General features: G+C 66.9%; 10 protein-coding genes. 5 read left to right on the top strand and 5 right to left on the bottom strand.

The genetic code is table 11. From position 1 onward, the window contains the following. Window positions 1–50 precede the first annotated feature (50 nt). The gene (locus CR918_RS13680) at window positions 51–947 is read left to right on the top strand and encodes a siderophore-interacting protein (protein ID WP_099843295.1); all 897 of its coding nucleotides are present in this window, start codon (window positions 51–53) and stop codon (window positions 945–947) included. Window positions 948–1,024: 77 nt separating this feature from the next. Next, window positions 1,025–1,417: a hypothetical protein gene (locus CR918_RS13675; RefSeq protein WP_099843293.1), complete on the top strand. Its 393-nt coding sequence runs from the start codon at window positions 1,025–1,027 to the stop codon at window positions 1,415–1,417. 121 nt (window positions 1,418–1,538) lie between these two features. On the opposite strand, the gene CR918_RS13670 is transcribed toward CR918_RS13675, so the two are convergent. The 4 genes from CR918_RS13670 to CR918_RS13650 all read right to left on the bottom strand — a co-directional run bounded on the left by CR918_RS13670 (window position 1,539) and on the right by CR918_RS13650 (window position 8,255). Continuing rightward, window positions 1,539–3,503 (bottom strand): M2 family metallopeptidase, encoded by a 1,965-nt coding sequence (locus CR918_RS13670; protein WP_099843291.1) that lies wholly within the window; start codon window positions 3,501–3,503, stop codon window positions 1,539–1,541. 537 nt (window positions 3,504–4,040) lie between these two features. Then, window positions 4,041–5,690 carry a phosphoethanolamine transferase gene (locus tag CR918_RS13660; protein ID WP_099843289.1) on the bottom strand — a complete coding sequence of 550 codons (1,650 nt, stop codon included), beginning with the start codon at window positions 5,688–5,690 and terminating at the stop codon, window positions 4,041–4,043. Next, window positions 5,687–6,439, bottom strand: a complete 753-nt coding sequence (locus CR918_RS13655) for a phosphatase PAP2 family protein (RefSeq protein WP_099843287.1) — start codon at window positions 6,437–6,439, stop codon at window positions 5,687–5,689. The genes CR918_RS13660 and CR918_RS13655 overlap by 4 nt, the downstream gene beginning before the upstream one ends. A 112-nt stretch (window positions 6,440–6,551) precedes the next feature. Next, complete coding sequence (locus tag CR918_RS13650) at window positions 6,552–8,255, bottom strand: ArnT family glycosyltransferase (protein ID WP_099843285.1); 1,704 nt, start codon at window positions 8,253–8,255, stop codon at window positions 6,552–6,554. Between the two features lie 134 nt (window positions 8,256–8,389). On the opposite strand from CR918_RS13650, the gene CR918_RS13645 reads away from it, so the two are divergent. After that, on the top strand, window positions 8,390–9,100 hold the full coding sequence (locus CR918_RS13645) for a response regulator transcription factor (RefSeq protein ID WP_025877081.1): 711 nt from the start codon (window positions 8,390–8,392) through the stop codon (window positions 9,098–9,100). Further along, complete coding sequence (locus CR918_RS13640) at window positions 9,090–10,370, top strand: sensor histidine kinase (protein ID WP_032951976.1); 1,281 nt, start codon at window positions 9,090–9,092, stop codon at window positions 10,368–10,370. The genes CR918_RS13645 and CR918_RS13640 overlap by 11 nt, the downstream gene beginning before the upstream one ends. Window positions 10,371–10,456: 86 nt before the next feature. Here the strand turns inward: CR918_RS13640 and CR918_RS13635 are convergent, their stop codons facing one another. Continuing rightward, window positions 10,457–10,846 carry a VOC family protein gene (locus CR918_RS13635; RefSeq protein ID WP_025877085.1) on the bottom strand — a complete coding sequence of 130 codons (390 nt, stop codon included), beginning with the start codon at window positions 10,844–10,846 and terminating at the stop codon, window positions 10,457–10,459. Window positions 10,847–11,002: 156 nt separating this feature from the next. Between CR918_RS13635 and CR918_RS13630 the strand changes: the two genes are divergently transcribed. Next, window positions 11,003–12,253 (top strand): DUF819 family protein, encoded by a 1,251-nt coding sequence (locus tag CR918_RS13630; RefSeq protein WP_025877087.1) that lies wholly within the window; start codon window positions 11,003–11,005, stop codon window positions 12,251–12,253. Window positions 12,254–12,364 lie beyond the last annotated feature (111 nt).

Here is a 12,364-nt window from a genome sequence, read left to right as displayed (position 1 = left end):
GTGGGTGCACGACAGCCAGCCATTCCGATATCGTCGCATGAGGTACCCGCATGGCTGCGCAGCAGACCTACCGCCTGTTCGAGGTGGCGCTGAAGGAGCGCCGCGTTCTTTCTCCTTCCCTGGACCGCATGGTGTTCACCGGCACCGACGTGGCGCACATGAAGACCGAAGGCCCGGACCAGCGTATCAAGGTGTTTTTCCCCTTGCCCGGCCAGGACGCGCCGGACGTGCCCAGCGGCGAAGACTGGTATGCCCGTTACCGGGCACTGCCCGATGAGGCGCGGCCGCCGATGCGCACCTTTACCCTCCGCCAGCTGCGTGCCGGCGAGTGCGAGGTCGACGTCGACTTCGTGCTGCATGGCCAGACCGGACCGGCCTCGCGCTGGGCCACGCATGCACGGCCGGGCGACCGCGTGGTGCTGCTGGCCCCCGATGCCGACTGTGCGGACAGCAGCGAGGGCTGGGAATGGAAGCCGCCAGCCGGGGTAGGCCAGGTGCTGCTGGTGGCCGATGAGACCGCATTGCCGGCGGTGGCCGGCATCCTCGAGGAACTGGCCGGGCTGGCCGATCCGCCGCGCACGCTGGCCCTGCTGGAGATCGCCCAGGCCGGTGATGCGGTGCCGTTGAAGGCACCGGCCACGGCCGAACTGGTGTGGTTGCCACGCGGGCAGCAGGCGCATGGGCAGCGGTTGCTGCAGGCAGTACAGGCGCGGCTGGCGGCGGCCGCGACCGTCGCCGAGGCTGCCGAGCTGGACGACATCGACGTTGATGCGCAGATCCTGTGGGAGCAGGCTGACGCCAGCGCGGACGGCGCGCTGTATGCCTGGGTAGCGGGCGAGGCCGGCGCGGTGATGGCGATCCGCGGGCATCTGCTGAAGGACTGCGGCCTGGATCGCCGCGCGATCACCTTCATGGGGTACTGGCGGCAGGGGCGGGTACTGGACTGAGCCGCTACCGTACCGGCGTGAACCGGCATGCAGGGGGTGTGGGTTATCCTTGCGCCCCCGCAATGCAAGCCCCACTGATGTCGACCTCTTCCAAATCCCGCCGCGACCAGCGCCGTCGCCAGGAACAGCAGGCTGCCAACAAGGCCGCTGCCACCGCCTCGCCCGTCGAGCCGCACGCCGAGCTGCGCGACACGCAGCGCACGCTGCTGGCCGGCATCGTCCGTCGCGATGGCGAATGGGTGCTGGGCATGGATGGCCGCATCGCCGGCCAGAGCGAGAGTGCGGCCCAGGTACTGGCGCTGATCATGCAGGCCGGTGAACTGCACGAACGGCAGGGCACGCCGGTGCGCCTGATCTATTCGGATGCGCTGCGCGATGCGGCGCAGGCCGAAGCCAACGAGAAGGGGCAGACCTTCGAGGAATTCAAGGCCGCGCTGGCCACGCAGCTGGCGGCGAAGAAGAGCAACTGATCGTCATCGCGGTAGCGCCGGGCCATGCCCGGCGGCTTTTCATTACGCCGCTGCGCTCGCCGGGCATGGCCCGGCGCTACCGAAACGGAAAAGGGCGGATCCTCGCGGATCCGCCCTTTCTTCATTTCGCCGCCGGTGCCGCGTTGGCCTGCCAGCCGCACATCTGGCCTTCGTTCTGCTGCTTCAACCAGGCATTGACCGGGCTGAAGTACTCGATCATCGGGCCGGCATCGAGCTTGTCCGAGCCGGTCAGTTCCTTCAGCGTGGCCTGCCACGGCTGGCTGGCACCCTTGCTCAGCATCGCCCAGTACTTCTGGCCGGCTTCCTTGTTGCCGTAGAAGGTGCACTCGTGCAGCGGGCCCTTGAAGCCGGCGGCATCGCACAGGCCCTTGTAGAACTGGAACTGCAGGATGCGCGCCAGGAAGTAGCGGGTATACGGGGTGTTGCCCGGCACGTGGTACTTGGCACCCGGATCGAAGAATTCCTCGCCACGGGCGCTGGCCGGGGCCACGCCCTGGTACTTGGCCTTCAGGTCCCACCATGCCTTGTTGTAGTTGTCCGGGGTGATCGAACCATCGAACACGCCCCAGCGCCAGCGGTCGATCATCAGGCCGAACGGCAGGAACGACACACCTGACAGCGCCATGCGCATCTGGTTGTTGATGACCGCTTCGCGGCTCTCGGTCGGCGCGTCGACCAGCCCGATCGAGCTGAGGTACTTCGGCGTCATCGCCAGCACGATGGTGTCGCCGATCGCTTCATGGAAGCCATCGTTGGCACCGCCCTGGAACAGCGGCGGCAGCGGGTTGTAGGCCAGGTCGTAATAGATGTGGCCCAGCTCGTGGTAGATGGTGGTGAAGTTCTCTTCGTTGGGCTTGATGCACATCTTGGTGCGCACATCGCCTTCCATGTTCATGTCCCACGCACTGGCGTGGCAGACCACGTCGCGGTCATCGGGCTTGATGAACTGGGTCTTGTCCCAGTACGACTGCGGCAACGACGGCATGCCCAGCGATACGTAGAAGTCCTGTGCACGCTCGGTCATCTGCTTGGCGGTGCGCAGTTCGGCCTCGCGCTGCGCCTTGTACTGCGCGGCCACGTTCGCATCCTTGCCGGCCTTGGCCAGCGCCGCGCTCAGGTTGGTCTGGTACTGCTTTTCCAGCGCTGCAGTGATGTCCAGGCTGCCGGCGCCCGGGTATGGTTCCAGCTGGTCCCACAGGTTGGACCAGTCCTGCTGCCACATGTTGCCCATCAGGTGCGCGGCGATCAGGCCGTTGCCCACCTCGGCCTTGTCCTTGCCATAGGTCTTGTCCAGCTTGCCGCGCGCGTAGCAGTGCAACTGCTCGTACATCGGCTTGACCTGTTCCCACAGGCGATCGGTTTCCGGTCCGATCTGCTCCGGCGGCATGTCATAGCCACTGCGCCACATCTGCCCGGCATCGGTGAAGCCCATGCCCTTGGCACCTTCATTCACCAGGCCGACGAACTTCTGGTAATCACCGCGCATGCTCCTGGTGGTGCTGTGCCAGCCCTGCCAGGCATCGAGCTGCTGGTCATAGTCGCGGCTGCGCGCCAGCACCTGCTCCAGTTCGCCCAGCTGGCGGCAGGAGTTGGGATCGTTGGCGTCGGTGCAGTACTTGCCTGCGCCGTAGCTGCCTTCCATGCGGGTGGCGATCTGGGTCAGTTCGGCCAGCTTGGCCGGGTCGCGCGGCGCCGGCATCGACGACATCAGCTTCAGCAGGTGGATCGCGCGCTTGCTGTCTTCGCTCATCGGCTTGCCATCGAACTTGCCGGCCTGCTCGATCCAGCTGTTGAGCTGGGTCAGCGAACGCTCGTTGGCCTTGGCCGCGATGCGCTCTGAATCGCTGTTGATGTAGGTGGAGGACAGCCACTGCGCCGAGGTCATCTCCGGGTAGGCCGCCTTGAATTCGGCATTGATGCGGGCCACGAACTGGTCAGCGGTTTCGCCGGCCGCTGCGCTGCTGCTGGCGGTCTCGGTGCCTGGGGCGGCTTCCTTCTTGCAGGCGGCCAGGGCCAGCGTGGCGGCGGCGATTGCCGAGGCCAGCAGGAGATGACGGTGTTTCACGGGCGATCCTTGGGTGGTGAACGACCGCCGAAGGCTAGTGGGCAGGCGTTGCCACCGCAAGTGGCGGAAGTCGGCCGGGCGGCGCCCGGGGACCGCGACATCGCATGCGCGCTGTCGCTCCCACGCTTCGCTGCGCGAAACGTGGGCCCCACTTACCAGCTCCCAGACCCCCGCCGCTTCGCGGCCGCCCCCTGACTCAGGGGGCTCTGCCCCAGACGCAATTCGGTGATGGCAGTAGATCCACGCCATGCGTGGGTGAGATCTGTCAGAAATCGAGACTCAAATTCGGATCCGACCCCGTGCCGACCAACGGTCGGCACCCACCAACAGCAGCGGAAATCTGTCGAAGGCGGGGTGGGTCCGGTGGCGGGAGTGTCCGCGGCATGGATGCCGCGGCCAAGCCCCCATGGACGGGTTTACGGCGTCTCCCGCCACCGGACCCACCCCGCCATCCCTCAGGAAACCCGCTTCTGCGTTTGCTTCGGCTGTTGCTGTTGCTTGCAGCAGGTGCAGGGCTGCAAGCCCTGCCGAACAACCCTAACTCTCGCAGCCGGCGAACAGGTCGCGATCCCGCTCGTACAGCGAGGTCTTCACCTGCATCAGCCCCAGCACCGAGGGGAACAGGTTGTCGTGGTCGGTGTAGCTGGCCGAGCGCTTGCGCACGCACTGCAGGTCCAGTCCACGGCTGCTGGCGAAACCCGGCGAGAACCACATCGTCATCGGCACCCGGGTCTGCTCGGCCGGTGCGATCGCGTACGGCACACCGTGCAGGTACAGGCCCTTTTCGCCCAGCGATTCACCGTGGTCGGACAGGTAGATCATCGCCGTGTCGTAGTCCTGCAGGCCCTGCAGCGTGCCGATGGTCTTGCTCAGGAAATGATCGGTGTACAGCACGGCGTTGTCGTAACTGTTGGTGATCTCTTCGCGCGAGCAGCGACCAATGTCCTGGGTGTCACAGGTCGGGGTGAAGCGACGGAAGGCGGCCGGGTAGCGTTCGAAATAGGCCGGGCCATGGTTGCCCAGCTGGTGCAGCACCACCACCCGATCACCCGGGCGCGCACGCACCTGCGTCGCCAGGTCCTGCAGCAGGATCTCGTCCATGCAACGGCCATCGGCACACAGCCCCGGCGTGGTCGCGTCCGACAGCGACTGGAAGTCCAGGCCCTCGCATACGCCCTTGCAGCCGGACTGGTTGTCGCGCCACAGCGGCGCGATGCCCGCGCGGTTCAGTACATGCAGCAGCGACTGGTGCGCACGGATCTTCTTCTCGTCGTACTCGTGGCGTCCCCATGGCGAGAACAGGCAGGGCAGCGAAACCTCGGTGCTGGTACCGCAGGAGTGCATGTCCGGGAAATTGACCACCGCCGCCTGCGCCAGCTCCGGCGTGGTATTGCGGCCACCATTCAGGCCCCAGTTCTGCGCACGCACCGTTTCGCCCATCACGATCACCAGCAGGCGTGGCTTGCTGGTCGCTGCGCGCGGGGTCGCCTTGGCATCGGTACCGATCGGCAGCTTCGGCGCGCGTTGCACCGGGTTGTCGCCGCGCAGGGCACGCGGCAGCCCCAGCAGCACATTGGCCGGCGTGGCCAGGTAGCGCACTTCGCGCTGGTTGCGCATCAGCGCCGACACATCCTGGAAGGACACCAGCGCGCCACCGAGTGCGGTGGCCGCAGCGACCAGCAGGAAGCCGATGCGCCACAGCAGGCTGCGGCCCCAGCTGCGGCGGCGCAGGTCAACGCGCCACAGCACCACCATCGGCAACACAGCCAGCAGCAGGACCGGCCACAGAAGCGACACCGTCATCAGTTCGCGGCTTTCCTTGGGGTCGGTAGCCAGCACGTTGCGCAGCATGTCCGCATCCAGATAGATGTGGTAACGGCTCATGTAGTGCGCGGCAAACGCGGTGACCAGCAGCAGCACGCTGATCACCACCTTGGCATTCCAGCGCCACACCAGGATGCCCAGCAGCACACCGTGTGCACCCAGCAGCAGCAACAGCAGTGAAAGCGCATAGCGCAGGCTGCCCGGATGGCTGGCCATGGCGCTGTGCCAGAACAGGCCATTGCCGGCCACAGCGAAGAACAGGCTGGTCAGCACGATCAGCGCTTCGGTGGACAGCTGTGGCCGCCATGCGCGGATGCTGGCCAGTGTCGGCAGCCGCAAGGAACGTTGGACCGATGCGTTCATGCAATCGCCTCCTGGCGGGTCGAGCGATCCAACTGGCGGCGGACCATCAGGTACAGGCCCAGCGACAGCAGCCAACAGACCAAGGCGGTGGCAACGTCATGCGAAAGGAAGTGGGCGCCGCGCAGCTGTTGGCCGATGCCGAACACCAGGCCGCTGCCGAGGCCGATCCACAGCCCGGCCCAACGCCAGGCGGGGCGCCACAGCAGCGCGAAGAAGTACAGGCACATCCATGCGTATCCCGCGCTTGCGTGGCCGGCGGGGAAGCAGGCGCGGGCGGCCATGCCGGTCGGGCGGCTGCTGAGAAGACCGACGAACGGGTCGTGTCCGCCATAGCGCAGCAGATCCCACGGGCAGTCCATCGGCACCAGCGACTTCAGCAGCGAGATCAGCCCGGTGCCGAGTGCCACGGCCACCACCACATACAGCAGCGCCCAACGCAGCGTGCGATCGCGGCCGCGGCGCCAGTGGTGGAAGCACAGCAGCATCGCCACCAGTGCCGCAGCGGTGCTCAGCCACTTGCCGGCCTTGTGCACCACCGAACGCGTCAGCCATGCATCCTGCAGCGCCCAGCGGCCGCCTTCCAGCCGGAACAGATGGTCGGCCAGCCACTGGTCGCCACCCAGGCCCATCAACACGGTGAACACCGCAATGCCGATGACAGAAGGCAGCCAAAGATGGGTAACGGCAAAACGCGACGCCAGCAGCGAGGGCGCAAAGGAGACTGCCGGGACAAGAGGGCGAGCGGGCATGCAGGGAAGGGGCCGTTACGGGAATCCGCGGCCATGCTCGTCACTGGCATGTCGGAGAAGGGTCGTACACGCGTTTGCGCCGGGTTAATCCATGCCCGGCGCGAATCACCATTCAGTCTTCTTCGTCGTTGGCGCCGGCACGCTCGGCATGGCAGGCCGCATCCCAGGCGGTGCCCGGAAGCAACTGCCAACGATTGCGATTGGCAACACCGATCTCGATGACCTGGGCCTGATCGACACAGGGGCTCATGGCCTTGTCCAGCACCAGCAACCAGCGCTTGTCCGGCGCCTCGGCCAACCATGGACCGGCGTCGTGCCACTGCTCTGCCCACGGCCGCTTGAAGCCGAACTCGCGCACCGGCCGGTCGGCCTGCAGCAGGTTCTGTTCGCGCCAGGCCACCAGCGCCAGCTCCGCATCGGGGCCGATCCGTGTGCCCACCCGGCGCATCACCGCCGACGCCGAGGCGTAGGGGTCCAGCGCCGGTATCAGCACCAGTCCGTACAGCATCCACAGCAGGCCGTGGGTGAGCAGTACCAGCGTGCCCGCGCGTCGTATCCGCAGCCACACCGCCAGCGTCGCCACGGCGATGGCGAAGGTCAGCAGGCCATCGCCGAACACGGGCAGCAGGGTGTCGGGCATCGCCCGCCGTGCCAGCTGCGCCTGCGCCCAGGGGCTGTCGGTCAGCATCATCACGCCAAGCGCGCCGGTGGCCAGCATCAGCAGCAGGCTGTAGCCGAACAGATAGCGACGCACGCACAGGCGACGCAGCAGGCCGGGCAACAGCGGCGCCACCGCCAGTGCCATCGCTGGCAGCATCGGCAGCACGTACACCTCGCGCTTGCCGGGGCTGGCAGTGAAGAACAGCAGGACCAGCGCGGCCCAGCCCAGCAGCAGCCACTGGCGCTGGTCGCCGCGACGCAGCCGGCGCCACCACGGCTTGACCATCAGCGGCAGCAGCAACGCACCCGGCAGCCACAGCGTGGCGATCACCTGCAGGTAGTACCAGACCGGCTGGCGATGGTGCCAGGCGTTGGCATAGCGGGTGCCGGTCTGCTTGAACAACAGCTCGTGGGCGTACGACTGCAGCGATGCACTGGGTTCATGCAGCAGCGCCCAGCCCAGCGGTGCCAGCCACACCGCCGTACCCAGCAGGAAGGCCGGAATCAGCCACAGCAGGCTGGCGGGATGGGGGCCGTCCACCGGCTGGCCGCGACGGCGCTGGTACAACCGCCAGCCCAGCCAGGGCAGCACCATCAGCAAGGGCAGGAAGCCCACCCCCTTGGTCACCGTGCCGACGCCGGCGGCGAAGCCGGCCAGCCACAGCGCCGGCAGGTTGCGGCGCTCGCAGAGGTGGCGCAGCAGGCCCCACAGGGCCAGCGTAGTCATGCCCACCAGCACCATGTCGATCTGCGCGCGCTTGGCCATCAGGCCGAACTGCAGGGTGCAGAACAGTGCGCCAAGCGCGTACAACGAATGCCGTGGCGACCATAGCCGGCGTGCCAGGTCGGACACCAGCCACAGGCTGAGCAGCGCAGCCAGCAGCGACGGCAGCAGGAACGACCACTGCCAGCTGCCGACCACCTGGTGGGCAGCGGCCTGCAGCCACATGAACACCGGGGGCTTCTCGGCGTACAGCTCGCTGCCCCGGTGTGGCAGCAGCCACTCGCCGCTCTCCACCATGGCACGTGCGGCCAGCACGAAGCGTGGTTCGTCCGGTGGCTGCGGCTGGCGCATGCCAAGCCCGGCCGCCAGCGCCATCACGATCAACAACCACAGCAGCGGCAGGTGCCAACGGCGGGGCAGGGCAACGGGCACGGGGGGGGCTCCGGCAGCAAAACAGCCATTCTGATGAGCGGCACGTGGGAAAGCCGTCGGAGCGGCCGGCATGGCGACCGCATTCCGACATCCGCAGCGCTACCATGGCATGAACTTCCGTGGATGTTTCGTGCATGCGCCTGTTGGTGATCGAGGACAACCGCCAGTTGGTGGCCAACCTGTTCGACTATTTCGAGTCGCGCGGGCATGTGCTCGACGTGGCCCCGGATGGCATCACCGGCCTGCACCTTGCCGGCAGCCACCCGTATGACGCGGTGATCCTGGACTGGATGCTGCCGCGCATGGAAGGCCCGGAGGTGCTGCGGCGGCTGCGCTCCGAGCATGCCTCGGAAGTGCCGGTGATCATGCTGACCGCACGCGACGAACTGCCGGACAAGATCGCCGGCTTCCGGGCCGGCGCAGATGATTACCTGACCAAGCCATTCGCATTGCCGGAACTGGAAGTGCGCCTGGAGGCGCTGCTGCTGCGCGCGCAGGGTCGCAATCCGCGCAAGCGCCTGCAGGTGGGCGACCTGGTGCTGGACCTGGCCAGCCTGGAGGCGCAGCGCGCCGGCCAGGTGCTGCACCTGTACCCGGCCTGCCGCAAGCTGCTGGAAGTACTGATGCGCGCCAGCCCGGGCGCGGTCACCCGGCAGCAGCTGGAATTCGCCCTGTGGGGTGACGAACCACCGGACGGTGACCTGCTGCGCTCGCATGTGTACGAACTGCGCCGCAGCGTGGACGGCCCCTTTGCCGACAAGCTGATCCACACCCTGCCACGGGTGGGCTATCGGCTGGCGTCCACCGCAGGCGCGGACGCACGGAACGATGACGATGGCGCGTAAACCCGGGCCGCTGTATCGGCGGGTGGTGTGGTGGCTGCTGGGCTACCTGGCGCTGATTTCGCTGGCGGTGTTCAGTGTGGGCAACTACGTGCACGAACACGCCGAGCACGCGGCGTGGCGCGCGCTGCTCAATTCCGAACTGGACAGCATCGTCGAGCACACCGAGCACGAGCCGCACTATCGCTGGCAGGACTCGGACACGCTGAGCCTGTTCCGCTTCAATGAAGCCAACATGCCCGCCAGCCTGCGCACCCTGCATCCGGGGTTGCATGACGGGGTGATGATCGGCGAGCGCGAGACGGCGGTGATGGTGCGCGATACCGGCTCGATGGGGCGGGTTGCGTTGGCCCTGGACATCTCCGATTTCCACGATCTGGAACAATTCGCAACGCGCTGGGTGATGCTGGCCGGCATCATCATGATCTTCGTCACCGTATTGATGGCCTCTTTCGGCATGGAGCGCATGGTGCGCCCCTTGAGCCTGCTGGCCCAGCACATCGGTGCACTGCGGCCCGGCGTGCAGGGCCAGCGCATTGACGTCGATCCGCGCGGCAGTTCCGAGCTGCACACCATCGCCGATGCGCTGAACGATTACCTTGATCGCAACGAGCAGTTCGTCGAGCGCGAGCGGGTGTTCATCAGTACCGCAAGCCATGAACTGCGCACGCCGATCGCCGTGATGACCGGTGCCGCCGAACTGGCGCTGGAGCAGCCCGGCCTGCCTGAGCGCGCACGACAGCAGATGCAGCGCGTGCTGCGTACCGCGCAGGGCGTTGAGCAGCTGATCGAGCTGCTGCTGGTGCTGGCGCGTGATCCCGCTCGCCTGGCTGCCCGTGCCGAGCGCATCGCGCTGGACCAGCTGCTGCCGGAGATCGTCGACGACCATCGCCACCTGCTGGGCGACAAGGACCTGAGCATCGGCATCCAGGCCGCGCCGGTCGACATCGTCGCGCCGCTGGCGGTGGTGCAGGCAGCGATCGGCAACCTGCTGCGCAATGCCATCGAGAACAGCGGCCGCGGTCATATCGAGCTGCGCCTGACCTCGGCAGCGGTGTTGACCCTGCAGGACCCCGGCCATGGCATGAGCCCGGAGGAGATCGCAGCGATCCACGCGCGGATGGCCCGCGGTGAGCGCGGCGACCGCGGCGGCATCGGCCTGGAACTGATCGCGCGGCTGTGCGAGCACCTGGGCTGGACCCTGCAGCTGCAGCCCTGCCAGCCGCGCGGCACCCTGGCCTCGCTCGACTTTGGTACATCGCGGCCAGGCTGACCTGTCCGTCGACAAAGGTCGACGCCTGCCAGGCAATGGCCGCCGCGTTCTGGTAGGTGCCAACCCTGGTTGGCACGCTGGCCGCGTCACCGCCCCGTTGGCCGCGCCACGTGCTGGTCGATCAGGATCACGTTGCCATCGGGATCGGTCAGCTGCAGATAGGCCGGACCTTCGCCATCGGGATCGGCACGCGCCGTGAGCGCGATGCCCTTGGCGTCCAGCTCGGCCTGCACCTCACGCACGTCCTGGAAGGACGCCAGTTCCTGCTTGTGCTGGTCCCAGCCGGGATTGAAGGTGAGCAGGTTGCCCTCGAACATGCCCTGGAACAGGCCGACCACGATGCCATTGTTGCGCAGTACCAGCCAGTTCTGCGCCGCATCACCACCGGTCACCGAGAACCCCAGAGCTTCGTAGAAAGCACGTGAGGTGGCCAGGTCCTTCACCGCCAGGCTGACTGAAAAAGCGCCGAGTTGCATGGGGCAGGCTCCAGTAGGGAATGCAGCGATTCTCGGCAGGCCCACGCGCTGCCGCAAGCAGCGCAGCATGACCCTGCGTGAAGACTATGTTAATTTCGACCCGCGCCGCTTATGCGGCGCTTTTCTTTTCCGCTCTTTCGATCGACAGAGGATCCCATGCCGACCGAACCCGCTACTGCCCTGATCAGCAACGACATCGTTGGCCTTGGTCTGATCGCCGCCACCCTTGCCCTGATCTTCTGGGCCGCCAGTGGCCCGACGCCCCTGCTGAAGAAGATCTTCGCCTGGGTGCCTGCACTGCTGCTGTGCTATTTCATCCCCGCCATCTACAACACCGCCGGTGTCATCGATGGCCACAACACCTCGCTGTACAACCCGGTCGCCCGCGATGTGCTGTTGCCGGCGGCGCTGGTCCTGCTGACCCTGTCGATCGACCTGAAGGGCATCGCCAAGCTGGGGCCGAAGCTGCTGCTGGTGTTCTGCGCCGGCACCGCCGGCATCATGCTCGGCGCCATCGTCTCCTTCCAGGTGATGAAGCTGATCCATCCGGAAACCGTGGCTGGCGACACCTGGGCCGGGATGGCCGCGTTGGCCGGCAGCTGGATCGGCGGTGGCGCCAACATGGTCGCCATGCGCGAAGTGTTCGGCACCGATGCCACCACCTTCGGCCAGTTCGCGGTGGTTGACGTGGCCTGCGCCAGCCTGTGGATGGCGATCCTGTTGTTCATGGCCAACCGCGCCCAGCAGATCGATGCCCGCAACGGTGCCGACACCCGCGCCATCGATGAGATGAAGGCGCGCATCAGCGCCTACGAGGCACAGAACGCACGCATCCCCAGCATGACCGACCTGATGGTGATCGTCGGCGTGGCACTGGGCGGCGTCGGCCTGGCCCATGCCATCGCCGCACCGCTGTCGGGCTGGTTCAAGGCCAATGTCAGCTGGGCCAGCCAGTTCAGCCTCGACAGCCAGTTTGTGTGGGTGATCCTGCTGTCCACCGCGATGGGCCTGACGCTCAGCTTCACCCGTGCACGCCGGCTGGAAGCGGCAGGCGCCTCGCGCCTGGGTACCGTGTTCCTGTATTTCCTGATCGCCTGCATCGGCATGCAGATGAACCTGTTGTCGCTGCTGGATCGTCCGTGGCTGTTCCTGCTGGGGGCCATCTGGATGGCCACCCACGTGCTTGTGCTGTGGATCGTGGCCAAGCTGGTGCGTGCGCCGCTGTTCTTCTTCGCGATCGGTTCGCAGGGCAACATCGGCGCCGCCGCCTCGGCACCGGTGGTGGCGGCAGCATTCCATCCGACGCTGGCGCCGGTGGGCGTGCTGCTCGGTACGGTCGGTTATGCCACCGGTACCGGCCTGGCGTATGTGACCGGGCTGATCCTGAAGTGGATGGCCAACGGCTGAGCCCTCTCGCGGCCAGCGACGGAAATCAGGAACGGGTAGAGCCGAGCCCACGCTCGGCTGCTTTTCGCCGGACACTGCCGGAACTGTGCGGCACATACCGGAACGTATGGG

The organism is Stenotrophomonas indicatrix (assembly GCF_002750975.1).
GTDB lineage: Bacteria > Pseudomonadota > Gammaproteobacteria > Xanthomonadales > Xanthomonadaceae > Stenotrophomonas > Stenotrophomonas indicatrix.
Note: the sequence above shows the minus strand (reverse complement) of the source record. Positions and strands in the feature narration are given on the sequence as shown.